We start from the raw sequence: 24,245 nt of genomic DNA on the forward strand, positions 1-24,245 counted from the left end.
CTGCGTGATACGCTATGAAAAACAGAGCGCCGCCTTGTCGGACGCGCACCTACAATCACCGGCTTTTCCAAGATCCACATGACTCCCCTGCTGCTCATTGCCCCCCTCCCCCCGGCCGATGCCGCGGGCGAGTACGACTGGGCCCAGGCAGGCGACGACGGCATTGCGTTGCGCGACCAGGGCCGTGCGTTGCTGGCCCTGCTGCCTTCGAGCACGGAGGTCATGCTGGGCATTCCGTCCGCGGCTCTCTCCTGGCACCGCGTCACGCTGCCCAAGGGCAGCATGGGCAGCGCCTCGAAGCTGCGCGCCGTGCTCGACGGCCTGCTCGAAGAGCACCTGCTCGACGAACCCGAAGCCCTGCACTTCGCGCTCGAGCCCGATGCCAAGGCCGGCGCGCCGGTATGGGTCGCGGCCTGCAACCGCATCTGGCTGCGCAGCGTCGTGCACGGGCTCGAGGCGGCCGGCCGGCGCGTGGTGCGCATCGTTCCCGAATTCACGCCCCAGCCGGTCGACGGCCCGCCGCTGCTGCTGGTCACCGGCGAGCCCGAGGCTGCGCGGCTCACGGTGTGCGACGCCGACGGCGTGGTCTCGCTGCCGCTGGCCGGCGCGGGGCAGGCGCTGTCGGACGGCCTGCCGCTGGACACCGCGGTCATCACCACCGAACCCGCTGTCGCCGAGGCCGCCGAGCACCTGCTGCAGCGCCCCGTGCCGATCGTGAAGTCGCCGCAGCGCTGGCTGCAGGCCACCCGCACGCCCTGGGAACTCGCGCAGTTCGACCTCGCCGTCACCGGCCGCGCGCGCGCCGGCAAGAAGTTCGCCTCGGTGGTGCAGACGCTGCGCTATGCGCCCGAGTGGCGCGCCGCGCGCTGGGGCGTGGTCGCCCTGCTGCTGACCCAGCTCATCGGCCTGAACGCCTGGGCATGGAAGGAGCGCAACGCCCTCGAATCGAAGCGCCAGGCCGCCAAGGCGATGCTGACCCAGACCTTTCCCTCGGTGAAGATCGTGGTCGATGCGCCGGTGCAGATGCAGCGCGAGGTCGCATCGCTGCAGCAGGCCGTAGGCGACGTGTCCAACAGCGACTTCGAACCCATGGTCGGCGCGCTCGCGGCCCTGCTGCCGCCCGGCAAGGTGCCGAGCGCCGTCGACTACAGCGCCGGCCAGCTGCGGCTGCGCGGCCTGGGGCTGCAGCCCTCGGAGGTCTCGCAGATCACTGGCGCCATGGCGCCGCGCGGCTACAACGTGCGCACCGAGGGCGACCTCCTGCTGGTGCAGGCCGAGGCCAACCGATGAATTTCAGCGAACAGCTCAAGGCCCGCTGGGCCACCCTGGAAGTGCGCGAGCGCCGCATGGTCCAAGCCGCGGCCGCACTCGTGGCGCTGGCCCTGCTCTGGTGGATCGCGCTCGCTCCCGCACTGCGCACCCTGTCGGCCGCACCGGCCGAACACGCGCAGCTCGATGCGCAGCTGCAGCAGATGGCCACGCTGCAGGCCCGCGCGAAGGCGCTGCAGTCGCAGCCGCGGCTGAACCGCGACGACGCGATGCGCGCGCTCGAAACCTCGGTGCGCGAAGGCCTCGGCACGAGCAACGCGCAGCTCATGGCATCCGGCGGCGACGGTGCGGCCAGCGTCTCGCTGCGTGCCGCGCCCGCGTCCACCGTCGCCCAATGGCTCGGACAGGCCCGTGGCAATGCGCATGCGGTGCCGCGCGAAGTCCACCTGACGCGTGCGCCGGCCTCGGCCCCGCCGCCCTCCTCCTCCGGCGCCAAGGACGCGCCGAAGACGCCGCAGGTCCGCTGGGACGGCACCATCGTCATGGCGCTGCCCGCGGCGCGATGAGGAACAGCAGACCCGCATGCTGAGCCGCCCTCCGATCCCCGAATCGCGACCACGCCTCGGCTGGCGCTGGGCCCTGCTCGGCGCGGTCGTCGGCGTGCTGCTGGCCGTGGTGCTCTTTGCGCCCGCGCGCTGGCTGTCGGGCGCGCTGTCGAGCTGGAGCCAGGGCCGCCTCGTGCTGACCAACCCGCGCGGCACCGTGTGGAACGGCACGGCCGCGGTCGTGCTCGCCAGCGGCGCAGGCGGCATGCAGGCGGTGTCGCTGCCGGGCCTGCTGCATTGGCGCATGCGCCCGAGCTGGAGCGGCATCTCCGCCAGCCTCGACCTGCCGTGCTGCGCCACGCAGCCGCTCGAACTCAAGGCCAGCCCGCGCGCCGGCGGCATGCTGGTCGAATGGCAGGACAGCCGCTCGCGCTGGCCCGCCACCCTGCTCATGGGCCTGGGCGCGCCGTGGAACACGCTCAAGCTCGAAGGCGCACTCGACCTGAACACCAAGGCCTTCGCGATGCAGTGGGACGGCCCCGCGCTGCGCATCGCCGGACAGGCGACGCTCGACGCGACCGACGTTTCATCCAGCCTCTCGACGCTGCGGCCGATGGGCAGCTACCGGCTCACGCTCGAAGGCGGCAGCCGCCCCACGCTGCTGCTGAGCACGCGCGAGGGCAGCCTCGAACTCAACGGCAGCGGCAGCTGGACCGGCACCTCCTTCCGCTTCAACGGCGAAGCCAGCGCTGCACCCGGCCGCGAAGACGCACTTTCCAATTTGTTGAACATCATCGGACGGCGCGACAACGCGCGTTCGATCATCACCCTGGGTTGATCCTCATGATGAAGCCACTGTTTTCGACCGGCACCGTCGCGCTCGCCGTGCGCGTGCTGATCGCCGCCACGTTCCTGCAGGGCGCGCCCGCCGCGTTCGCGCAGACCGGCGACGCGCCGCGCCGCGGCGAGCCGATCACGCTGAACTTCTCCAATGCCGACATCGAGGCGGTGGCCCGCACCATGGCAGTGGTCACCGGCCGCGACGTGGTGGTCGACCCGCGCGTGAAGGGCACGATGAACCTCGTCACCGACCGCGCGATCCAGCCGTCGGCCGCGTTCAACCAGTTCGCCTCGGCGCTGCGCCTGCAGGGCTTCGCGGTGGTGGAGGCCGACGGCCTCTACAAGGTGGTGCCCGAGGCCGACGCCAAGCTGCAGAGCAGCACCGTCAACACCTCCATCAGCGCCACGGCTTCCAGCGGCAGCAACCAGATCGTCACGCAGATCTTCCGCCTCAACTACGAGTCGCCGAACAACCTGCTGCCGGTGCTGCGCCCGCTGATCCCGCCGAACAACACCATCAACGTGAACCCGGGCAACAACTCGCTCGTGATCACCGACTACGCGGACAACATGCGCCGGCTCGCGCGCATCATCGCGTCGCTCGACGTGCCGAACGCCTCGGACATCGAGATCATCCAGCTCAGGCACTCGGTGGCGACCGACATGGTGCCGCTGGTGCAGCGGCTGGTTGACGGTGGCGGCTCAGGCGCTCCGGGTGCGGCGGCTGCCCCGGGCGCTGCCGATGCGTCGTTCCGGACCACGCTCCTGGCCGATCCGCGCAGCAACTCGCTGATCATCCGCGCGGCCAACCCCGCGCGCGTGGCGCTGATCCGCACCCTGGTCGACAAGCTCGACCGCCCCGCCGCCGAGAGCAGCAACGGCGCGGCCGGCAACATCTACGTGGTCTACCTGAAGAACGCCGACGCGGTGCGCCTCGCGGCCACGCTGCGCGCCGCCATGGCCGCCAACCAGCTGAACACGGCGCCGGGCACGCCAGGCGCCGCGGCTGGCTCCGTGCCGCAGCAGAGCGCGCCGCAGGCGATGCAGGTGAACCTGAACAACAGCGGCCAGTCGGGCGTTTCGGCGGCCGCCACCGCGCCGCTGAACAACGCCAACCAGCCCTCCACCGGCGGCCAGATCCAGGCCGACCCGTCGACCAACTCGCTGATCATTACGGCGCCCGAGCCGCAGTACCGGCAGATCCGGGCGGTCATCGACAGGCTCGACGGCCGGCGCGCGCAGGTCATGATCGAGGCGCTGATCGTCGAGGTGAACGACACCGCGGCCGCGAAGTTCGGCGTGCAGTGGCAAAGCGCGCTGGGCAGCAACGCGGTGCTCGGCACCAACTCCTCGGTGGCCGGCGCCAACCTGCTGACGCTGACCCAGGCGCTGGCCACGCGCAATGCCGCCGGCGTGGCGGGGGCGATCACGCCGGGGGCGAACCTCGGCATCGCCGGGAAGATCGGCGGCCAGTACATCCTGGGCGCGATCGCCAGCTTCTTCGACAGCGACAAGGACGCCAACGTGCTGTCCAAGCCGAACCTGCTGACGCTGGACAACGAGGAAGCCAAGATCGTCATCGGCCAGAACGTGCCCTTCGTGACGGGCCAGTACGCCAGCACCTCGGGCTCGGTCGGCGTCAATCCGTTCACGACCGTCGAGCGCAAGGACGTCGGCCTCACGCTGCGCGTGCGCCCGACCATCAACGAGAACGGCACGGTGAAGCTGACGATCTTCCAGGAGACCTCCACGGTCGACCAGAACACAGTCAACAACCAGAACGGCCCGACCACGAGCAAGCGCTCGATCGAATCGAGCGTGCTGGTGGAAGACGGCGGGCTCGTGATGCTCGGCGGCCTGCTGTCCGACTCCTACAACAACACGGTCGAGAAGGTGCCGCTGGCGGGTGACATCCCCGTGCTCGGAAACCTGTTCAAGAGCCAGGCCCGCACGCGCGACAAGGTCAACCTCATGATGTTCCTGCGTCCGGCGGTGATGCGCGACGCCAATGCCACGGAGGCCTTCGCGTACGACCGCTACGACGAGATCCGCGGCCTGCAGATTCGCACGCAACCCGACACCTCCAACGTGATGCTGCGCGGCGTGAGCGGCTCGAACGTCCTGCCCGAGCTGGTGCCGCCGTCGCGCCCTGCGGCGCCCATCTCGGCGGTCCCTTCCGCACCGAGCACCGCGCGCAGCGGCACGAGCTTCGAAGGCACCCAGCTGATCCCGCCGCCGCAGCCCGCCGCGGACAGCCGCAGGCTGGCGCCCAGCCCCCTGCGCGGCGCCCTGCCCCCCACCGCCGACCCGGTGAGCTCGCGCGAACTGCCCTGATACCGCCCCGATGTCCAACCGCTACCCCCTGCCCTACGCCTTCGCACGCAGCCAGCAATTGCTGCTGGAGGAGACCGACGATGGCCGGTACACCCTCTGGATGTCGAGCCATCCGGCGCGCAGCGCAGTCGGCGAGGTATCGCGCAAGTACGGCGTTCAGGCCTTCGAGGTGCTCGCCGACGGCCCGCTGGCGCAGCGCATCAGCGCGGCCTACGCGCAGGGCGAGTCGAGCGCCGCGGCGGTGGTGAGCGAGGTGCAGAGCGACGCCGACCTCTCCCGCATGATGCAGGAGCTGCCGGCGGTCGAAGACCTGCTGGAGAGCGCGGGCGACGCGCCCATCATCCGCATGCTGAACGCGCTGCTCACGCAGGCCGCGCGCGACGGCGCGAGCGACATCCACATCGAACCCTACGAGCGCACCTCGTCCGTGCGCTTCCGCATCGACGGCACGCTGCGCGAAGTGGTGCAGCCCAACCGGGCACTGCACGCGGCGCTGATCTCGCGCCTGAAGATCATGGCCGACCTCGACATCTCCGAGAAGCGGCTGCCGCAGGACGGGCGCATCTCGCTGCGCATCGGCACACGCGCGGTCGACGTGCGGGTGTCGACGCTGCCGAGCGCGCACGGCGAACGCGCGGTGCTTCGCCTGCTGGACAAGAGCGAATCGAAGCTCACGCTCGAATCGGTGGGCATGCAGGGCGACACGCTCGAGCGCTTCGAGAAGCTGATCGCGCAGCCGCACGGCATCATCCTCGTGACCGGGCCCACGGGCTCGGGCAAGACCACCACGCTGTACGCCGCACTGGCCCGGCTCGACGCCACCCGCAGCAACATCATGACGGTGGAAGACCCCATCGAGTACGAGCTGCCGGGCGTGGGCCAGACCCAGATCAACGCCAAGATCGAACTCACCTTCGCCAAGGCTCTGCGCGCCATCCTGCGACAGGACCCGGACGTGATCATGATCGGCGAGATTCGCGACTTCGAGACCGCGCAGATCGCCATCCAGGCCTCGCTGACCGGCCACCTGGTGCTGGCCACGCTGCACACCAACGATTCCGTCAGCGCCGTCACGCGTCTCACCGACATGGGCGTGGAGCCCTTCCTGCTGAGTTCGTCGCTTCTGGGCGTGCTCGCGCAGCGGCTCGTGCGCAAGGTCTGCACGGTCTGCGCCGGCGCGGGCTGCGAAGCCTGCGGGCAGACCGGCTACCAGGGCCGCACCGGCATCTTCGAGCTGCTGGTGGCCGACGACAAGGTGCAGGCGCTCATCCACGGCAAGGCCGCCGAGAGCCAGCTGTTCGAGGCCGGCCAGCGCGGCGGCCTTCGCTCGATGCGCGAGGACGGCGAACGGCTGGTGCAGGCCGGCATCACGTCGCGCGCCGAGCTGCTGCGCGTCACGCGCGAGTAGCGAGCAAGAAGAGAAGAGATGCCCGCCTACGCATTCGAAGCCATCGACGCCAGCGGCCAGTCGCGCGAAGGCGTGCTGGAGGCCGACACCGCCCGCAGCGCGCGCAGCCTGCTGCGGGCGCAGTCGCTCATACCGCTGTCGGTCAAGCCGGTGGGCAGCGAGCATGCCGGTGGTTCCAGCCAGCGCAGCGGTCTCGGCCGCTGGCTCGGCGGCGGCAAGCGCGTGTTCAATTCGACCGGGCTCGCGGTGTGGACGCGGCAGCTCGCGGGCCTCGTCTCCTCGGGCCTGCCGCTGGAACGCGCGCTCACTGCGCTGACCGATGAAGCCGAATCGGACCAGCAGCGCAACCTCGTCGCCTCGCTGCGCGCCGAGGTCAATGCAGGCTCCCCCTTCGCCCGTGCGCTGTCGGCGCATCCGCGCGAGTTCTCGCCCATCTACACGGCCGTGATCGGCGCCGGCGAGCAGAGCGGCAACCTGGGCCTCGTGCTCGACCGCCTCGCCGACGACCTCGAAGAGCGCCAGGCGCTGCAGCAGAAGCTGATCGGTGCGGCGCTGTACCCGGCCATCGTCACGCTGGTGGCGATCGTGATCGTGATCTTCCTCGTGAGCTACGTGGTGCCGCAGGTGGCGCAGGTGTTCGCGGGCACGAAGCGCTCGCTGCCTTTTCTCACCACGGTGATGCTGTCGCTGAGCGCCGGCGTTCGCAACTACGGCTGGTGGATGCTGGCCGGCGTGGTGCTCGTGGCCATCGGCGCACGGCTCGCGCTGGCGCAGGAGGCGCTGCGCCTGAAGTTCGATGCGGCCTGGCTCAGGCTGCCGCTGGTGGGCAAGCTCTCTCGCGGCTACAACGCGGCGCGCTTCGCAAGCACGCTCGCCATGCTGGCCACCGCCGGCGTGCCGATCCTGCGCGCGCTGCAGGCCGCCTCCGAAACGCTGGGCAACCGTGCGATGCGCGCCGATGCGCTCGACGCGCTGGTGCTGGTGCGCGAAGGCGCGCCGCTGGCATCGGCGCTGGCGCAGAAGAAGCGCTTTCCGGGCCTGGTGTCGATGTTCGCCCGCCTCGGCGAGCAGACCGGCACCCTGCCGCTGATGCTGCAGCGCGCCGCCAACCAGCTCGGCGCCGAAGTGCAGCGCCGCGCGATGCACCTGGCCACCATCCTGGAGCCGCTGCTGATCGTGGCGATGGGCGGCGTGGTGATGCTGATCGTGCTGGCGGTGATGCTGCCCATCATCCAGCTCAACCAGTTCGTGAAATGAGGCAGACCCCCAGGCTTGCCCACTTCGTGCGGCCTCCAACCCGCTTGCAGAGGGCCGCCGCGCGCGGCGCACCTGCTCGAAGAAGACACAGCCGCAAGGAAGCGCCATGCCGGTAACGCTGGAAGACAAGCTCGTGGTCGCGATCTCCTCGCGCGCCCTGTTCAACCTCGAGGAAGAAAACAAGGTCTTCGAGGCGGGCGACAACGAGGGCTACATGAAGCTGCAGCTCGACCGCATCGACGTGCCGGCCGCGCCCGGCATCGCCTACTCGCTGATCCGCAAGCTGCTGCGCTTCAACGACGACGGCGTGCAGCGCGTGGAGGTGGTGATCCTCTCGCGCAACGACCCGGTCTCGGGCATGCGCATCTTCAGGTCGAGCGCCGCGGCCGACATCAAGCTGCAGCGCGGCGTGTTCACCCAGGGCCGACCGCCCTTCGGCTACCTGCGCCCGCTGCGCGCGCACCTGTTCCTCTCGGTCAACGCGCAGGACGTGCGCGAGGCGCTCAACGCCGGCTTTCCGGCGGCGCGCGTGCTGGTCGAATCGGTGAAGGCCAGCGACGCATGGCCGAACGAAGTGCGCATCGCCTTCGACGGCGACGCCGTGCTGTTCTCCGACGAGGCCGAGCGCGTGTTCCAGGCCCAGGGCCTCGACGCCTTCCAGGCCCACGAACTCAGCAAGGCCGACCTCCCCCTGCCCGAAGGCCCGTTCAAGCCGCTGCTGGCCGCCCTGCACCGCCTGCAGATGGCCGGCAACGCGCAGATGCGCATCCGCACCGCGCTGGTCACCGCGCGCAGCGCCCCGGCGCACGAGCGCGCGATCCGCACGCTGATGAAGTGGAACATCCGCGTCGACGAGGCCATGTTCCTCGGCGGCCTGCCCAAGGGCGAGTTCCTGCGCGAGTTCGAGCCCGACTTCTTCTTCGACGACCAGACGGGGCACGTGGATGCAGCCTCGCGGCACGTGCCGGCGGGGCATGTGAGCAGCGGGATCAGCAACGAGTCCTGAACGGCGGCATCGCCTTGCGCTTGCCCGCGACCCGGGCCGCGGCAAGAATGCCGCCATGCTGATCCTCCGACACGCCGACATCCTCGTCACCATGGACGCCACCCGGCGCGAGATCGCCGATGGCGCCGTGGTGTGCGACGGCCCCGCGATCGCCTGGGCCGGCCCCACCGCCGATCTGCCCATCGCATGCCTCGAAGCCCTGCGCGACGGCAAGGCCGAGGCCATCGACATGCGCGGCCACGTGGTGATGCCCGGCCTGGTCAACACGCACCACCACATGTACCAGAGCCTCACGCGCGCGGTGCCCGAGGCGCAGGACGCCGAGCTCTTCGGCTGGCTGACCAACCTGTACCTGCTGTGGGCGCGCCTCACGCCCGAGATGATCCGCGTGTCGACGCAGACCGCGATGGCCGAGCTGATGCTCTCGGGCTGCACCACCACCAGCGACCATCTCTATCTGTTTCCCAACGGCTCGCGGCTCGACGATTCGATCGAGGCGGCCGACGCGATGGGCATGCGCTTCCACGCGGCGCGCGGCAGCATGAGCGTGGGCCGCAGCGCCGGCGGCCTGCCGCCCGACGAAGTGGTCGAGACCGAGGAAGCGATCCTGCGCGACAGCGAGCGGCTCATCGGCCGCTGGCACGACGCCTCGCGCCATTCGATGCGCCGCATCGTGCTCGCGCCCTGCTCGCCTTTCTCGGTGTCGCGCGACCTGATGCGCCTGTCGGCCGAACTGGCGCGCGAGCGCGGTGTCTCGCTGCACACGCACCTGGCCGAGAACGACAACGACGTCGCCTACTCGCGCGAGAAGTTCGGCATGACGCCGGCCGAGTACGCCGAAGACCTGGGCTGGGTCGGCCGCGACGTGTGGCATGCGCACTGCGTGAAGCTCGACGAGGCCGGCATCGCGCTCTTCGGCCGCACCGGCACGGGCGTGGCGCACTGCCCGTGCTCCAACATGCGGCTGGCCTCGGGCATCGCGCCCATCGGTGCGATGCGCCGCGCAGGCGTGCCGGTGGGGCTGGGCGTGGACGGCAGCGCGTCGAACGACGGCGCGCACATGCTGGGCGAGGCGCGCCAGGCGATGCTGCTGCAGCGCGTGGGCTACGGCCCGGCGGCGATGACGGCGCGCGAGGCGCTCGAGATCGCCACGCTCGGCGGCGCGCAGGTGCTGGGCCGCGACGACATCGGTGCGATCGCGCCCGGCATGTCGGCCGACATCGTTGCCTTCGACATGCGCGGCGTCGCGCACGCGGGCGCGGGGCACGACCCGGTGGCGGCGCTCGTGTTCTGCACGCCGGCCTCGGTGTCGCTGAGCGTGATCGGCGGCGTGGTGCGCATCCGCGGCGGCGCATTCACCGGGCTCGAACTGGCACCGCTGCTGGCGAGGCATCGCGAACTGGCGCGCACGCTGTACGACGCCGCACGCCACCCGCATACCGCCTGACGACGCGCTGACCAGGCGTTGCAGGGGACGCGCCTCGAAGTAGGCAGCAACCCTGATTGCCAACGCCCGAGCCCCTCCGCAGAATCCGCCCACCGAATCGAACGACCGTTCGATTCGGTGGCCGAGCCTTCCGTCGGCCTTCCCGAGATACACAACAACAGGGAACTCCCGATGAAGCGCAGAGACATCCTCAAATGGTCCGCCTCGGCGGGCGGCCTGGGCCTGCTGGCGGGCAAGGCTTCCACCGCCTCGGCCGCACTGCCGGTGCCCAGGCCCACGCTGCCGCAGAAGATCGACCCGATCAGCGCCACGCTGCGGCGGCTCGAACTGGTCGGGCGGCAGGCGACCTATGTCTGGACCGAATCGCACATCAACCTGGCCGGCGTGCCGATGGGCGCGGTGGTGCCCGCCACGGAACTGCCGGCGCTGGAGCACCAGCTGAAGACCATCGCGAAGGCACTGGAGGCCGTCACAAACTTCGCGGCTTCGTTCGCGACCAGCGCGCTGGCGTCCAGCAGCCTGCAGTCGCTCGACAACCTGCACACGCGGCTCGCCAGCCTGCAGGCCAGCTTCGACCAGCTGCTGGCCGCCAACGGCGGACTGGCGACACTGCCCGCCGCAGTCTTGAGCACGCTCGAAACGCTCACGGGCACGGCAGGCGACATCGCCACGCAGCTCAAGCAGATCCACCACGACCTGCTCTCTCAGGGCCCGCTGGGCGCGTTGAACGGACCGAAGACGGTGGCGCAGTACGACGCGCTCTTCGTCACCATCGAGAAGCCGGCCATCGCGCAGCTGCTGCACGACAACGACCTGTTCGCTGCCATGCGCGTGGCCGGGCCCAACCCGATGCTGATCCAGCGCGCGACCACGCTGCCGGCCAAGTTCCCGCTGGGCGACGCGCAGTACCGGCAGGTGATGGGCTCGGGCGACAGCCTCGCCGACGCGGCCTCGTCGGGACGGCTCTACATCCTCGACTACGAAGGCCTGGGCGACATGGCGCCGGCCGGGGCGCAGGTCAAGCCGCTCACTGGTACGGGCTACATCCAGGCGCCCATCGCGCTGTTCGCGCGGCCGAAGGCCGGCCGCTCGCTGGTGCCGGTCGCCATCCAGTGCGGTCAGGACCCGGCCGCGAACCCGATCTTCCTGCGCGTGGACGACACGGCCAACGCCGAGGCCTACTGGGCCTGGCAGTCGGCCAAGACCGCGGTGCAGGTGGCCGACTTCAACTACCACGAGATGTTCGTGCACCTGGGCCGCACGCACCTGATGTCGGAAGCCTTCGCGATGGCCACGCAGCGCCAGTTGGCGACCGCGCATCCGCTGAGCCGGCTGCTGTCGCCGCATCTCGAAGGCGCGATGTTCATCAACGAGGCAGCCACGCTGATCATCATGGCGCCGCTGACCACCGGCGACGTGATCCTCACCGCGCCCATCGAGACGCTGCAGCAGCAGTGCGGACGCGATCGGCTGGCCTACGACTTCTACGACCGCATGATGCTGCCCAACGACCTGCGCACGCGCGGCGTGGACGACGCAGCGGCGCTGCCCGACTACCCCTACCGCGACGACGCCCTGCTGGTGTGGAACGCGATCACGCAATGGGTGGGCGACTACGTGGCCACCTACTACCTGAGCGACGCCGACGTGACCGGCGACTACGAGCTCAAGGCCTGGGCCGCCGAGCTGGCCACCAGCGGCAAGGTGCACGGCTTCCGGGCCATCACCACGCGCGCGCAACTGGTCGACGTGCTCACCGCCATCATCTTCAACGCCAGCGCGCAGCATGCGGCGGTGAACTTCCCGCAGTACGCGGTGATGACCTATGCGCCTTTCAGCGCAGGCGCCGAAGGCATGCCGGCGCCGGCGGGCAGCGCTGGCCAGAGCGAGGCGAGCTGGTCGCAGATGCTGCCTTCGCGGCTTGCGGCGCAGGAGCAGATCCTGCTGTTCCACATCCTCGGCGGCGTGTACTACCGGCCGCTGGGCGAGTACAGGGACAACGTGTTCCCGCACCTGCCTGTGCTGCTGGACCCGGCCATCGCGGGCCAGGGCGGGCCGCTGGAGCGCTTCCGCAGTGCGCTCGCAGGCATCGAGGCGACCATCCGCCAGCGCAACGCCACGCGCGCGCGGCCCTACGAATACCTGCTGCCGAGCCGCATTCCGTCCAGCACGAACATCTGAGCGATCGTTCGCTCGTTCTTTCGATCGCTCAGCGGCGCATCGTGTCGAGCTGCGTGACCGGCGGGCTGTCGTTGCCCCAGGAGCCGCGCACGTAGGTGAGCACGGCCGCGACCTCGGCCGCGTCCAGCGTCTGGCCGAACGGCGGCATGCCGTAGGGGCGCGGGTTGCCCGAGGTCGACGGCAGGAAGCCCCCGTGCGCGATCACCTGGATCAGGTTGGTGGGCCGCGCCATGTTCACCGCGCGGTTGCCCGCCAGCGGCGGGTATGCGCCCGCCGCGCCCTGGCCCTGGTCGCCGTGGCAGTAGGCGCAGCGCTGGTCGTAGATCTTCGCGCCGCGCGCCATGGTGCCGGCGTCGCGGCGGATCGGGGCCTTTGCCGCGGCCGGAGCTTCGGCCCTGGGCGCGTCGGGCAGGTCCTTGAGATAGCTCGCCATCGCCGTGAGGTCGGCGTCGCTCAGGTACTGCGTGCTGCGGAACACCACGTCGGCCATCGGCCCCATCACCGAGCCCCGCGGTGCCACGCCGTTCTTCAGCAGCGACACCACCTCGGCCGCGGGCCAGTCGGCCACGCCCGCTTCGTGCGGATCGGTGAGCGAGGGCGCGTACCAGTTCTCGACGGCGATCAGGCCGCCCGAGAGCCCCAGCTTCGCCTCGGTCGCGCCGAGCGAATTGCGGCTGCCGTGGCAGGCGATGCAATGGCCCAGCCCGTTGACGAGGTAGGCGCCGCGGTTCCATTCGGCAGGCTTGCCCGCATCGGCCACGAAGGGTTCCGGCTTGAACGAGAGCGCGCGCCACACGGCCAGCGCAGCCTGCGTGTCGTAGGGAAAGCGCAGCCGGTGCTCGCGGTTGGGCAACGCCGAGGGCGGCACGCTGCGCAGGTAGGCGTAGATGGCGTCCGAGTCCTCGCGCGTCACCTGCGTGAAGCTGGGGTACGGAAACGCGGGGTACAGCAGGCGGCCGTCCTTGCTGCGCCCGTTGTGCATGGCGCGCCAGAAGTGTGCGCTGCTCCAGCTGCCGATGCCTGCCTTGTCGTCGGGCGTGAGGTTGCTCGAATAGACGGTGCCGAAGGGTGTCTCGATCGGCATCCCGCCCGCATAGGGCTCGCCGCCGCGCGTGGTGTGGCAGCCCGCGCAGTTGCCGGCCAGCGCGAGGTATCGCCCGCGCTCGACGAGCTGCGGCGTGGACTGGAAGGCTTCCGCCTGCGCGGGCAGCGGGTCTTCGCCGCGCAGGTTCATCGCCACGATGGCGCCGGCGGCCGCGGCGCAGAGCACGATGAGCGCAAGCAGCAGCCAGCCGAGGTGTCGCAGTTTCATGGGCTCTGCTCCCTCATTTCGCGGGCATGCCGCCGCATTTCACCGGCAGCGGAGCGGGCAGCGCGGCTGCGGGCCTGGTGTCGGCGGGCATCGGCTGCACGGCGAGCCAGCTCGCGACGGCGTTGATGTCGGCAGTGCTCATGCGACGGCCGATGTCGGCCATGCAGTCGGGCGCCATCGCATGGCGCTCGTTGGTGAGCCACGCGCCGAGCTGCGACGACACGTAGAGCCGCGGCAGCCCCAGCAGCCCGGGGATGGCGGGCTGCACGCCCGTGAGCGCCGCCGCGTGGCATTGCACGCAGGCCGGAATGCCGCGCGCCGCATCGCCTTCGCGCACGAGCTGGCTGCCGCGCTGCAGCTGCTCGGGCGTCGCATCGCTGACCGGAGAGACGGGCGGATAAGGCAGCTGCAGTCCGGCGAAGTATTCGGCCATTTCGCGCAGGTAGGCATCCGACAGGTGCTGCACCATGTAGGCCATGTCGGTGTTGAAGCGCCGGCCGTCGCGGAAGCTCACGAGCTGGTTGAACAGGTAGCCGGCGGGCTTGCCCGCCAGGCGCGGAAAGTAACCGGCGTTGGTGGTCGCGCCCTCGCGGCCGTGGCAGGCGATGCATGCAGCCACGCGCTGCTCGATGGTGTCGGGCACTGTCGCTGGAGGGTCGGGCGTGGCGGCGCCAGCCATGCCCTGCAAGACGAGCAGCAGCCCGAGCGCGATGAGCCTGAGCGCGTGCCTCATGTGCCGGCGGCGAGATGCGCCAGCGTGACGAGGCCTGCGATCAGCAGCAGCACCATGACCAGCGCCACGCCGACGAGCGGCAGGATGCCGACCCGCGAGGTGCGCCTTTCGGCGTCGGTGCGGCGGCCGCCCAGCCCGATGAAACTCCAGAGAACGGCGCGCAGCGCGCGCAAGAGATTCGACATGAGGCCGAGTGTGGCCCAGTCCGGCCAGAAAAAACAGATGCAGATCCGCTCCAATTGACCGGTGCAGATGAAGTGCCCCGAAGAACGAATCCAGCAAAGAAGCTGATGAAAAGGTACGAAGCCCTGGCCGCCGACATCGAGGCCTCGATCCGCAACGGCACCCTGAAGACCGGCGACCGCCTGCCCTCGGTGCGCCACACCGGCCAGAGCCGCGGCGTCAGCGTATCGACCGTGTTCGAGGCCTACGACCTGCTCGAGGCACGCGGCCTCGTGCGGGCGCGCGACCGATCGGGCTACTACGTGACCGGCGGCGGCCTGCGAGACGCGCCGCCCGAATCCACCCTCACCTCGCGTCCCGCGGGCGGCCCAGGTCGCTCGACGTGAGCGACCAGGTGTTCGACATCCTCGAAGCCAGCGTGTCGCGCAGGGTGGTGCCCTTCGGCTCGGCCTTTCCGAGCCCGCTGCTGTTTCCGCTGGCGCGGCTGGGGCAGTTCATGGCTGCCAGCGCGAGGTTGCTCGACCCGTGGAGCACGGTGGACGACCTCACGCCCGGCAGCGCGGCGCTGCGGCGGCAGATCGCGCTGCGCTACATGGCCGACGGCATGCAGGTGCCGGCCGACGAGACGGCTGGACCTCGGCCGGCCGCTTCGCACGAAAGGTCGCGCGGCAGACGCTGGCGATGCAGCAGGCCACCTTCGCGCAGGCCGTGGGGCACTACTTTCCGCAGGGCACGCGCGCGACGCGGCCGCTGGGCGGCTACTTCCTCTGGGTCGAATTACCGGCGGGTGCGAACGCGCTGGAGATCCACCGCAAGGCCCTGGAACTCGGCATCAGCGTCGCGCCGGGCCCGATCTTCTCGGCCACGCGCGCCTTCGGCAACTGCCTGCTGCTCAACTACGGCCATCCGTGGAACGAGGTCAGCGAGCAGGCAATGCGAACACTCGGCCACCTGATCGCCGAAGCGTCCTGAACAGCAGGAAGCTTGCGATGCTCACGTTCAGCAGGTTCCAGGCGATGCCGTTGATGAAGGCCGCGTGGTAGCTGCCCGTGAGGTCGAACACCTTGCCCGACATCCATCCGCCCAGCGCCATGCCGAAGAGCGTGAACATCAGCACCGTGCCCACGCGGGCGCCCGCCTCCTTCGGCGGAAAGTGCTCGCGCACGATGATCGCGTAGGAAGGCACGATGCCGCCCTGGAAGAGGCCGAAGAGCGCCGAGATCACGTAGAGCGACACCAGCCCGTCGAAGGGCAGGAACAGGAGCAGCGCCACGCACTGCAGCACGCCGCCCAGCAGCAGCGTGCGCAGCCCGCCGATGCGGTCGCAGATGGCGCCCGACACCAGCCGGCTCACGATGCCGAAGCCCAGCATCAGCGACAGCATGATCGCGCCCTGCGCCGGTCCGTAGCCCAGGTCGCCGCAGTAGGCCACGATGTGCACCTGCGGCATCGCCATGGCCACGCAGCAGGCAACGCCGGCCACGCACAGCAGGCCCTGCGCGGTGCCAATGCTCAGGCCGAATGGGCGTGTCATGTCGCGCACCGCCGCCGCGCCCGCTGCCGTGCCGGCCGGCGGCGCAACGGCCAGTGCCGGCGGCCGTGCGCGGAAGAACATCGCCAGCAGTGCCATCGTCACGCCGCAGAAGATGCCCATGCCGATGTAGGTCTGGCGCCAGCCGACGGTCTCCACGAAGTGCTGCGCGATCGGCGGCCACACAGCGCCCGCGAGGTAGTTGCCGCTGGCGCACACCGCCACCGCGATGCCGCGCCGCTTGACGAACCACAGCGAGGTGTCGGCCACCAGCGGCGCGAAGGCCACCGAGCTGCCGAGCAGCCCGACCAGCAGCGCCTGCGCGACGGTGAAGCCGACGATGCCGCCCGACAACCCTGTGGCGATGTAGCCCGCACCCAGGAAGACCGCGCCCATCAGCAGCGGCTTCATCACGCCGATGCGGTCGGCCAGCTTGCCCATCAGCACGCCGCCGAAGCCGAAGCCCAGCATCAGCAGCGTGTAGGGCAGCGATGCGTCGGCGCGCGCGATGCCGAACTCGGTCTCCACTGCCGGCAGCATCACCGACACCACGTACATGCCGCTGCTGCCCACCGTCATGATCAGCAGCGTGAGGCCGAGGCGGACCATGGCATAGCGTGAGTCGGGCTGGTGGATGGTTGTCTCGCTCGTTTTCATTTTTTTATCTCCGCGGCGAGGATACCCCGCGGTACGAGAACGCGAGACGCGCGGAGAACCCGGCGGCCCTGCCGGCCACCTCCAGCAGCGCGTCGGCTCAGTGCGAGGACGACACTGGTGCGACCAGATTCGCCGAAGCCTTGGGCACCGGCATGCCCGGCTTCGTCGGCTTGTCGTCGCACGCGGCCGTCAGCAGGCCGAGGCAGAAGAGAAGGACAAAGGCTGTGCTTCGCATGCAGGCCATGCTAGGCCTGCGCGGCGGTGCGTCAAGTCGGACGCTGCCGCTTTCCTTGCGACTCAGGCGGCTGTGGGAGCGGGCCGTTCGCCGGCCTGCAGGCGGCGCTCGATGTCTTCCAGCACCCGCGGCAGGTCGGCCACGCTGTCGATCACGTAGTGCGCACCTGCTGCCTCGAGCTCGACGGTGGCGCGTGCGCGGCGCTCCTGCTGCTGCGCCTCGTCGAGCACCTGCCACTCGGCCAGCGTGAGGCCGTTGGCATTGCCGCTGACCGCCAGGCCCACGGCCCAGGTGCCGGCGTTGAGGCCTTCCTGCAGGCCGACGCCCGTGTCGTCGACCTTCACCACGGTGTGCGGCGGCCACACGCCGAGGTCGGAGAAGCAGCGGTACATCATGAGCGGCGACGGACGGCCTTCGGCGAGGTCGCCGGCGCACACGAGGTTGTCGGGCGAATAGCCACCGGCCGCAGCGATGGGCACGACCACTTCCATGATCGGCCGGTTGTAGCCTGTGGTGGAGCCGATCTTCAGGCCCCGCTCTCGCGCCGCCTTCACCGCTTCGAGCGCACCGGGAATGAAGTCGGCATGGTCGCGCACGCTGGCCGCGTTCATCGGCGTGAACACCACGTAGAGCCGGTCGACGTCGGCGTCGCTGAAGGCGTGTCCGTGCTTCGTTTCCCACTGCGCGGCGATGCGCGGCAGCGTGCCCAGCGCCTTGATGTGGTCCCACTTGGCCATGCCCATCGGACCGCGCGCCTCGGCGATGGTGATGTCGATGCCGAACTGCTCGAACAGCTTCACGAAGGCGCCCATGGGTGCGCAGGAGCCGAAGTCGAGGATGGTGCCGGCCCAGTCGAAGACGACGGCCTTGAGTTGCGAATGGTTGTGGGCGTTCATGGCGGCGGAGTGTGAGTGGCGGGCTGAATAGGTTGCGGCGGCCTGGAGGTCACCATGCATTGAAGACGTCGTGCGCGATGCCGAAACCGGTGCTCGCGCCGCTGCCGCTGGTGACCAGCACCAGCCGCGTGGCGTCGTCGGGCGCGTCGATCACGCAGGGCGTTGTCTTCGACGAAGGGTACACGCCGGTCCAGCGCTCGGCGATCTGCGCGGATTCGAGGTTCAGCGTGCTGCGCAGGTGGCGCAGGATGAGCTGGTCGACCTCCTCCATCGCGAAGGGTTCGGGCGCGTCGGCGTAGTGGTGCGAATCGCCCACGACCAGCGAGCCGTCGGCGCTCTGCACCACGATCAGGTGGATGCCGTGTGCGAGCGAGGCGGCCTCTTCCTGCTGCAGGCGTGCACGCAGCGCAGCGGCTTCGGGCAGCGTGCTGTAGCCCTCGTAGCGCACGAGGCTCAGGTCCATCATCACCGAGCCCGGCAGGCGGAAGCCCGCCTCGGACTTCACGCGCAGCATCTGCAGGCGGCACAGCGTGAGCTCGTGTGCGGCGATGCGATCGGCAAAAAGGCCGTGCAGGTCGGTGTTGGTGCAGACCACCACGCGCTCGGCGTGCAGCGTGCCGCGCGAGGTGCGCACGCGCGGGGTTTCCACCTCGTGCACGGTTTCTCCGAAGCGGAAGCTCACTCCATGCGCCTCGGCCAGCCATTTCGTGAGCAGGCCGATGGCGGTGCGCGATTCGACGCGCAGCTCGTGCGGGCTGAAGAGCACCGACCGCGCGTCGGCCAGGCTCAGCGCAGGCGCCCTGGCTTGTGCGTCGGCGGCGTCGAGCAGCTCGCAGCCCTTGCCCATCGGCGTGCGCATGAAGGCTTCGAGCACGTCGTGCGCCTCGGGGCGATAAGCCGCAAGCCAGAGGTCGCGGTGCACGACCTCGATGCCGGCCTGCGGCGCGATCTCGTTCCAAACGCCGCGCGCATGCATCGCACGACGCCACATGTCGCCCGGCGCCTGGCCGGTGATGGTGATGAAGCCGAAGTTGCGGATCGATGCGCCGATGGCGGCCGTATCGCGCTCGATCACGCAGACCTTGAGGCCGCGCTGCACGGCGGTGTAGGCATGGGCCAGGCCGACGATGCCGGCGCCGACCACGATGAGGTCGAAACTGTCCGGATTGCTTGCTTGCAGGGGGGCGCTTGTCAACGATGTCTCCAGGTCTGGGTGCGCTTGAGTGCCCAATGCCCCGCCAGCGCGAACAGGCCCCGGCCGACGGCGGCGGTGAGCATGATCAGCGAGGCCATGGCGGCGGCGGGCGCCACATCGCCGGCGTCGTCCATGTTGAGCACGGCGATGGCCGCGAGCGTGGTCTGCGGCGAATAGAGGAACACGACGGCCGACACGGTGGTCATCGCGTTCACGAAGAAATAGCCGCCCACGTTGATCACGGTGGGCAGCGCCACCGGCAGGTGCACGCGCCACAGCGTGCGCCAGAACGGCACGCCCATCGATTCCGACACCAGCTCGTACTCGCGGTCGAACTGGCGCAGGGCGGTGAGCGAGGTGAGGTGTGCCACTGAGAAGAAGTGCGCCACCGTGCAGACCACGAGGATGGCCATGCTGCCGTAGATGCCGCGCAGCGGGTTCGAAGGCGAGATGAAGAAGAAGATGTAGCCCACGCCCAGCACCAGCCCCGGCACCGCCAGCGGCAGGTTGGCCAGCAGGTTGAGCAGCTCGCGCAGCAGACCGAAGTGACGCGGCTTCTCGACGAAGTAGGCAGAGACGAAGGTGGCGAGCGCGCCCGCCACCGCCGCGAACACGGCCATGCGCAGCGAGTTGAAGTAGCTGCCCCAGCCGCCGCCGTCCATGTTGCTGAAGTCGTAGTTCCTGAACGACGGCACGAGGTTGTAGGGCCAGTAGGTGGCGAGCGATGCGAACACCGCCATGCCGATCATCACGAGGATGGCGCCGGCCGTGAGCACGCAGAACGCCAGCAATGCGCGGTCGCGCGATTTCACGGGCTCGGGCCGATACGGCGTGGCGCGCGCCGACAGCGCCGCCGCCTGCCTGCCGCGCACATGGCGCTCGACGAGGAAGGACAGCACGGCCGGGATCAGCAGCACCAGGCCGACCACCGCGCCCATCTGGAAGTTCTGCTGGCCGACCACCTGCTTGTAGATCTCGGTGGCGAGCACGCCGGTCTGCCCGCCAACCACCTTCGGCACGCCGAAGTCGGTGACCACCAGCACGAACACCACCATCGCGGCCACGATGAGGCCGTAGCGCGACGAAGGCACCGTCACCGTGCGGAAGATGCGCCAGCGGGAGGCGCCCAGCGTCTGCGCGGCCTCGTAGAGCCGGCCGTCGGAGGTGGCCATGGCGGTGGTGAGGATCAGCAGCGCATGCGGCAGCGTCCAGAACACCGAGCCGAGCACAATCCCCAGCGGGCCGTAGATCGACACGTCGCCCAGCAGCCCCTTGAACAGGCCCTGGTTGCCGAACAGGTAGACCAGGCTGATCGCGGGCAGCAGCGAAGGCGCGAGCAGCGGCATCAGCGCCACCGCGCGCAGCACACCCTTGGCCGGCATGCACGACAGCGTGAGTCCGTAGGCGTAGACATAAGCGATGGCGGTGCAGATCACCGCGCTGATCGCCGCGAGCCCCACGCTGTTGAATGCCGACTGCACCAGCGCCGGGTTCTCGAAGTAGCGCGCGAAATTGGCAAGGCCGACGAAGGCTCCTTCGCGGTCGAAGAAACTCTGGCCGACCAGCGCGCCTACGGGCAGCGCGACGATCACGACCAGCAGCAGCACGACCAGCAGGACGGCGGCGCCGGTGATCCAGCGTTCGCGGTCGAACGCGCTTTTGTGCGTCGTTATCGGAGGCACCATGGCGATGGCGTCTGGGGAACTGCTCATGCTTGGTGTCCGGGGCGCGTGCCCAGGCCGCCGGGCACTCCCCTCCGCGAATGTCCCCCGGGCCTGCGGCCCTCCTCCTTTATTTCGCTGCGGGGAGCACCCGACACCCTGTGCACGTGGACGCAGCGCCTGTGCGGGCTGATGAACCGGTGCTCTGAGTGATCACGCCGATGGGGTGCCTTGCGCAGCGAAACAAAGGAGGAGGTCGAAGGCCGGGGGACATTCGCGGAGCAAGGTACCCCGTCGGCGTGAGCACGCCCTGAACGGCGAATGTCGAACACGACACAAGAGTCCAAACGACAGGCGCTCATCTCAACGCGCCAGCACAGACAGCGCATTCAACGGCAGCTGGATATGCACCATGCTGCTGGGCACCAGCGGCTCGTCGCCACCGCCGCGCGCGTCGGCGGGCAGCTCGGCTTCGATCTCGATGCCCAGCGGCTCGCAGGCCAGGCGGGCGGAGGTGCGGTTGCCGAAGAACTCGGTGTCGAGCAGCCGCGCCGCGAAGCTGTTGGCGCCGAGTTCGGTGCCGTAGCGCTTCACCACCACGTGCTCGGGCCGGATGCCCACGGTGGCCTGCGCGCCGACGCTCAGGTTGCCAGGTGCGCAGAACAGCTCGCTGTCGCGCACACGCACCTTGCCATCGGCCAGCACGGTAGCGGGCAGCATGTTCATGCGGCCGACGAAACCGGCCACGAAGCGGGTGCGCGGCTGCCGATAGAGCTCGTCGGGCGTGCCGGCCTGCTCGATGCGGCCGTCGTGCATGAGCACCACGCGGTCTGCCATCGAGAGGGCTTCCTCCTGGTCGTGCGTGACCATGATGGTGACGATGCCCAGGCGCTTCTGCAGCGCGCGGATCTCGCTGCGCAAGCTGGCGCGCACCTGCGCGTCGAGCGCGGAGAGCGGCTCGTCGAGCAGCAGCAGGCGCGGGTTGGGCGCAAGCGCGCGCGCCAGTGCCACGCGCTGCTGCTGGCCGCCCGAGAGCTGCACCGGGTACTTGTCGGCATGCGCGGCGAGCCCGACGAGGTCGAGCATCTCGCGCGAGCGTTTGGCCATCTCGCGGGCCAGCGCGCCCGTGGGGTGCAGGCCGTAGGCGATGTTCTGCGCGGCAGTGAGGTTGGGAAACAGCGCGTACGACTGGAACACCACGCCGAAGCCGCGCGCCGCGGGCGGCAGGCCCGCGATGTCCTGGCCGCCGAGCAGGATCTGGCCGCTGTCGGCACGCTCGATGCCGCAGACGATGCGCAGCAGCGTCGTCTTGCCGCAGCCCGAGGGGCCGAGCAGGCACACGAACTCGCCGGGTTCGATGTCGAGGTCGATGCCGTCGAGCACGCGGGTGGTGCCGAAGGATTTCTGGATGCCGCGCAGGGACAGGAAGCTGGTCATTTCAAGGCTCAGGGCTGGGTCGGATGCGGGACCGGACTGCCGTACGCGAGGAGCGCGAAGACTCCGCAAAGGTCGCGAAAGGAATCCATGAAGGATGTCGTTCGCATCGTTCTTGCGTCCTTCACGCAACCTTCGCGAGCTCGGCGTCCGGCGGCCCGCATTTCTCTTACATCGGCTTCTTTTCCGACTTCGATTCGTAGCGCTTGGACCACTCCGTCAGGATGCGCTCGCGGTTGGCGGCGGCCCAGTTGAAGTCGTTCTTGGCCAGCAGCTTCTCGACGTCGCCCGGCACGAATTCGAGCTTCTCCTGGACGCCCGGCAGCGCGAGCACGGCGAAGTTCTTGGCGTAGAGCTCGTTGGCCTGCCTGGTCACGGCCCAGTCGGCCAGCGCCTTGGCGGCTTCCTGCTTCTTGCTGGTCTTCATGATGCCGGTGGCTTCCATGTCCCAGCCCAGGCCTTCCTTGGGCAGCACGATGTCGATGGGGGCGCCGTCGCGCTTGGTCTTGTTGGCGCGGTATTCGAAGGACATGCCCAGTGCGAATTCGCCGGCGCCGGCCTGGCGGCAGGGCTTGCTGCCCGACTGGCTGTAGATGCCGATGTTCTGGTGCAGCGCGTCCATGTACTTCCACGCCTTTTCTTCACCCATCATCTGGATCCAGCCCGACACCATCAGGTAGCCCGTGCCCGAGGCAGCCGGGTTGGGCATGGTGATCTGGCCCTTGTAGACCGGGTTGGTCAGGTCGGCCCAACTGGCGGGCTTGGGCAGGTTCTTCTTCTGGGCTTCGGCGGTGTTGAAGCAGATGGCCGAGGACCACACGTCCATGCCGACCCACTTGGGCGGGTTGGCCGGATCGCGCATGTTGGACTTGACGGCGTCCAGGCCCTTGGGCGCGTAGGGCTGGAGCATGCCTTCCTTGTCGAGCAGCATCAGCGAGGTGGCGGCCAGGCCCCAGACCACGTCGGCCTGCGGGTTGGCCTTCTCGGCCAGCAGCTTGGCGGTGACGATGCCGGTGGAGTCGCGCACGAACTTCAGTTCGATGCCCGGGTTCTCTTTTTCGAAGGCGGCCTTGTAGGCCTGGACCTGGTCGGCCTCGAGCGCGGTGTAGACCAGCAGTTCGGTACGGCCCTGGGCCGAGGCGGCGAAGGCCAGCGAGAGCACAGCGGCCGGCACGGCGGCCCAGCGGATGGAACGATGCAGCATTGGGGTGGTTCCTTGGGAGGGAAAAAGGATCGAGGCGGTGAAGGGAAGAAGGGACGCCGCGCGGAACCACGAACGGGAAAGCGAAAGTACGCAGGTTCCACTGGGCGACGAATGGGGGCGATGCTGGCAGCGGCATGTGACAGTGATTTGTCAGATGCCCCAAAAAACCCCAAATCCCCAAAATCGCGCTGGAGATCGACGAGCCGGAGCCGCCGTGCGGGGGTTCGTCATCGGCCTGTCACCGCGGCGCGACAGACTCGCGGACTTATTGCCCTTTGCTTTCGCGTCGCGCGCCGCACCCCCACTTCCATGACCCTCGACCTCGCCGAGATCGCCCGCCTGTTCGCCGAACGCGGCGGAACCGCGTATGCGGGCGAGCCCGTGTCGCAGCTGGAACATGCGCTGCAATGCGCCTGGCTCGCAGAGCAGGCCGGCGCGAGCGATTCGCTGGTCACCGCGGCGCTGCTCCACGACCTGGGCCACCTGCTGATCGCCGAGCACCAGACGCTTTCGCACTCTCCCACCCAGCTGGGCATCGACGACCGCCACCAGTACATCGCCCTGCCCCTGCTGCGCGGCGCCTTCGACGCCGAGGTGCGCGAGCCGATCCGGCTGCACGTGGATGCCAAGCGCTACCTCTGCGCCGTCCGGCCCGACTATTTCTCCAGGCTGTCTCCCGATTCCGTGCGCAGCCTCGCGCTGCAGGGCGGCGTCATGGACGCCGAAGCGGCCCAGCGCTTCGCCGCGCACCCGTGGTCCGGCGACGCGGTACGGCTGCGGCAATGGGACGAGGAAGCGAAGGTCGAGGGGCTGCAGACCCCGCCGCTGGCCCACTTCCTGGCGACGGCCGCACGGGTGCTTCTGGGCTGACCGCCTCATTTTTTCGAGGCCACGCGCCGGCCTCGACCCGGGTTCGG

The 24,245-nt window shown here is 69.6% G+C and carries 19 protein-coding genes and 1 pseudogene; 11 read left to right on the forward strand and 9 right to left on the reverse strand.

Annotated features, from left to right (window positions below):
• Positions 1-78: 78 nt before the first annotated feature.
• The 9 genes from gspL to FHY06_RS09125 all read left to right on the forward strand — a co-directional run bounded on the left by gspL (position 79) and on the right by FHY06_RS09125 (position 12,287).
• Positions 79-1,290, forward strand: coding sequence for a type II secretion system protein GspL (gene gspL, locus FHY06_RS09085; protein ID WP_184604555.1), 1,212 nt, complete (start codon positions 79-81; stop codon positions 1,288-1,290).
• On the forward strand, positions 1,287-1,835 hold the full coding sequence (gene gspM, locus FHY06_RS09090) for a type II secretion system protein M (RefSeq protein WP_132752308.1): 549 nt from the start codon (positions 1,287-1,289) through the stop codon (positions 1,833-1,835). The genes gspL and gspM overlap by 4 nt, the downstream gene beginning before the upstream one ends.
• Before the next feature lie 16 nt (positions 1,836-1,851).
• Positions 1,852-2,652: a type II secretion system protein N gene (gspN, locus tag FHY06_RS09095; RefSeq protein ID WP_019654504.1), complete on the forward strand. Its 801-nt coding sequence runs from the start codon at positions 1,852-1,854 to the stop codon at positions 2,650-2,652.
• A gap of 5 nt (positions 2,653-2,657) precedes the next feature.
• Positions 2,658-4,988, forward strand: coding sequence for a type II secretion system secretin GspD (gene gspD / locus FHY06_RS09100; protein WP_184604557.1), 2,331 nt, complete (start codon positions 2,658-2,660; stop codon positions 4,986-4,988).
• Positions 4,989-4,998: 10 nt separating this feature from the next.
• On the forward strand, positions 4,999-6,396 hold the full coding sequence (locus tag FHY06_RS09105; RefSeq protein WP_019654506.1) for a GspE/PulE family protein: 1,398 nt from the start codon (positions 4,999-5,001) through the stop codon (positions 6,394-6,396).
• A gap of 18 nt (positions 6,397-6,414) precedes the next feature.
• Positions 6,415-7,653, forward strand: a complete 1,239-nt coding sequence (gene gspF, locus FHY06_RS09110) for a type II secretion system inner membrane protein GspF (RefSeq protein ID WP_132752305.1) — start codon at positions 6,415-6,417, stop codon at positions 7,651-7,653.
• Positions 7,654-7,759: 106 nt separating this feature from the next.
• Positions 7,760-8,659, forward strand: coding sequence for a 5'-nucleotidase (locus FHY06_RS09115; protein ID WP_132796810.1), 900 nt, complete (start codon positions 7,760-7,762; stop codon positions 8,657-8,659).
• 55 nt (positions 8,660-8,714) lie between these two features.
• On the forward strand, positions 8,715-10,106 hold the full coding sequence (locus tag FHY06_RS09120; RefSeq protein WP_132796808.1) for an 8-oxoguanine deaminase: 1,392 nt from the start codon (positions 8,715-8,717) through the stop codon (positions 10,104-10,106).
• Positions 10,107-10,277: 171 nt separating this feature from the next.
• Positions 10,278-12,287, forward strand: a complete 2,010-nt coding sequence (locus tag FHY06_RS09125) for a lipoxygenase family protein (RefSeq protein ID WP_184604558.1) — start codon at positions 10,278-10,280, stop codon at positions 12,285-12,287.
• A 28-nt stretch (positions 12,288-12,315) separates the two neighbouring features.
• Here FHY06_RS09125 and FHY06_RS09130 read toward each other — a convergent pair whose 3' ends face one another.
• The 3 genes from FHY06_RS09130 to FHY06_RS09140 are packed head-to-tail and all read right to left on the reverse strand — an operon-like array spanning position 12,316 to position 14,517.
• Complete coding sequence (locus FHY06_RS09130) at positions 12,316-13,599, reverse strand: c-type cytochrome (RefSeq protein WP_019654511.1); 1,284 nt, start codon at positions 13,597-13,599, stop codon at positions 12,316-12,318.
• A gap of 13 nt (positions 13,600-13,612) precedes the next feature.
• Positions 13,613-14,332, reverse strand: a complete 720-nt coding sequence (locus tag FHY06_RS09135) for a c-type cytochrome (protein ID WP_184604560.1) — start codon at positions 14,330-14,332, stop codon at positions 13,613-13,615.
• The gene (locus tag FHY06_RS09140) at positions 14,329-14,517 is read right to left on the reverse strand and encodes a DUF2970 domain-containing protein (protein ID WP_184604562.1); all 189 of its coding nucleotides are present in this window, start codon (positions 14,515-14,517) and stop codon (positions 14,329-14,331) included. Before FHY06_RS09140 ends, FHY06_RS09135 begins: the two co-directional genes overlap by 4 nt.
• Positions 14,518-14,622: 105 nt before the next feature.
• Between FHY06_RS09140 and FHY06_RS09145 the strand changes: the two are divergent.
• Positions 14,623-15,487, forward strand: a pseudogene (locus tag FHY06_RS09145) (GntR family transcriptional regulator).
• Here the strand turns inward: FHY06_RS09145 and FHY06_RS09150 are convergent.
• The 6 genes from FHY06_RS09150 to FHY06_RS09175 all read right to left on the reverse strand — a co-directional run bounded on the left by FHY06_RS09150 (position 15,435) and on the right by FHY06_RS09175 (position 23,328).
• A complete protein-coding gene (locus tag FHY06_RS09150; RefSeq protein ID WP_184604564.1) occupies positions 15,435-16,703 on the reverse strand; it encodes an MFS transporter in 1,269 nt (422 codons plus the stop codon). The pseudogene FHY06_RS09145 and the gene FHY06_RS09150 sit on opposite strands and share 53 nt — an antisense overlap.
• A gap of 297 nt (positions 16,704-17,000) precedes the next feature.
• Positions 17,001-17,834 carry a phosphonoacetaldehyde hydrolase gene (gene phnX, locus FHY06_RS09155; protein ID WP_184604566.1) on the reverse strand — a complete coding sequence of 278 codons (834 nt, stop codon included), beginning with the start codon at positions 17,832-17,834 and terminating at the stop codon, positions 17,001-17,003.
• Between the two features lie 49 nt (positions 17,835-17,883).
• On the reverse strand, positions 17,884-19,014 hold the full coding sequence (locus FHY06_RS09160; protein WP_184605015.1) for a TIGR03364 family FAD-dependent oxidoreductase: 1,131 nt from the start codon (positions 19,012-19,014) through the stop codon (positions 17,884-17,886).
• Positions 19,015-19,025: 11 nt separating this feature from the next.
• Complete coding sequence (locus FHY06_RS09165) at positions 19,026-20,741, reverse strand: putative 2-aminoethylphosphonate ABC transporter permease subunit (protein ID WP_184604568.1); 1,716 nt, start codon at positions 20,739-20,741, stop codon at positions 19,026-19,028.
• Between the two features lie 312 nt (positions 20,742-21,053).
• The gene (locus tag FHY06_RS09170) at positions 21,054-22,127 is read right to left on the reverse strand and encodes an ABC transporter ATP-binding protein (RefSeq protein WP_126182613.1); all 1,074 of its coding nucleotides are present in this window, start codon (positions 22,125-22,127) and stop codon (positions 21,054-21,056) included.
• Positions 22,128-22,293: 166 nt separating this feature from the next.
• Positions 22,294-23,328: a putative 2-aminoethylphosphonate ABC transporter substrate-binding protein gene (locus tag FHY06_RS09175; protein WP_132752297.1), complete on the reverse strand. Its 1,035-nt coding sequence runs from the start codon at positions 23,326-23,328 to the stop codon at positions 22,294-22,296.
• Positions 23,329-23,637: 309 nt separating this feature from the next.
• Between FHY06_RS09175 and FHY06_RS09180 the strand changes: the two genes are divergently transcribed.
• A complete protein-coding gene (locus tag FHY06_RS09180) occupies positions 23,638-24,198 on the forward strand; it encodes a phosphonate degradation HD-domain oxygenase (protein ID WP_019654521.1) in 561 nt (186 codons plus the stop codon).
• The last annotated feature ends 47 nt before the right edge of the window (positions 24,199-24,245 follow it).

The sequence above is a fragment of the Variovorax atrisoli genome (assembly GCF_014195185.1).
GTDB lineage: Bacteria > Pseudomonadota > Gammaproteobacteria > Burkholderiales > Burkholderiaceae_C > Variovorax > Variovorax atrisoli.

Bases quoted from the DNA above. Each gene is read 5' to 3' on its own strand.
- gspL (WP_184604555.1), top strand. From the start codon at position 79: ATGACTCCCCTGCTGCTCATTGCCCCCCTCCCCCCGGCCGATGCCGCG.
- gspM (WP_132752308.1), top strand. From the start codon at position 1,287: ATGAATTTCAGCGAACAGCTCAAGGCCCGCTGGGCCACCCTGGAAGTG.
- gspN (WP_019654504.1), top strand. From the start codon at position 1,852: ATGCTGAGCCGCCCTCCGATCCCCGAATCGCGACCACGCCTCGGCTGG.
- gspD (WP_184604557.1), top strand. From the start codon at position 2,658: ATGATGAAGCCACTGTTTTCGACCGGCACCGTCGCGCTCGCCGTGCGC.
- FHY06_RS09105 (WP_019654506.1), top strand. From the start codon at position 4,999: ATGTCCAACCGCTACCCCCTGCCCTACGCCTTCGCACGCAGCCAGCAA.
- gspF (WP_132752305.1), top strand. From the start codon at position 6,415: ATGCCCGCCTACGCATTCGAAGCCATCGACGCCAGCGGCCAGTCGCGC.
- FHY06_RS09115 (WP_132796810.1), top strand. From the start codon at position 7,760: ATGCCGGTAACGCTGGAAGACAAGCTCGTGGTCGCGATCTCCTCGCGC.
- FHY06_RS09120 (WP_132796808.1), top strand. From the start codon at position 8,715: ATGCTGATCCTCCGACACGCCGACATCCTCGTCACCATGGACGCCACC.
- FHY06_RS09125 (WP_184604558.1), top strand. From the start codon at position 10,278: ATGAAGCGCAGAGACATCCTCAAATGGTCCGCCTCGGCGGGCGGCCTG.
- FHY06_RS09130 (WP_019654511.1), bottom strand. From the start codon at position 13,599: ATGAAACTGCGACACCTCGGCTGGCTGCTGCTTGCGCTCATCGTGCTC.
- FHY06_RS09135 (WP_184604560.1), bottom strand. From the start codon at position 14,332: ATGAGGCACGCGCTCAGGCTCATCGCGCTCGGGCTGCTGCTCGTCTTG.
- FHY06_RS09140 (WP_184604562.1), bottom strand. From the start codon at position 14,517: ATGTCGAATCTCTTGCGCGCGCTGCGCGCCGTTCTCTGGAGTTTCATC.
- FHY06_RS09150 (WP_184604564.1), bottom strand. From the start codon at position 16,703: ATGAAAACGAGCGAGACAACCATCCACCAGCCCGACTCACGCTATGCC.
- phnX (WP_184604566.1), bottom strand. From the start codon at position 17,834: ATGAACGCCCACAACCATTCGCAACTCAAGGCCGTCGTCTTCGACTGG.
- FHY06_RS09165 (WP_184604568.1), bottom strand. From the start codon at position 20,741: ATGAGCAGTTCCCCAGACGCCATCGCCATGGTGCCTCCGATAACGACG.
- FHY06_RS09170 (WP_126182613.1), bottom strand. From the start codon at position 22,127: ATGACCAGCTTCCTGTCCCTGCGCGGCATCCAGAAATCCTTCGGCACC.
- FHY06_RS09175 (WP_132752297.1), bottom strand. From the start codon at position 23,328: ATGCTGCATCGTTCCATCCGCTGGGCCGCCGTGCCGGCCGCTGTGCTC.
- FHY06_RS09180 (WP_019654521.1), top strand. From the start codon at position 23,638: ATGACCCTCGACCTCGCCGAGATCGCCCGCCTGTTCGCCGAACGCGGC.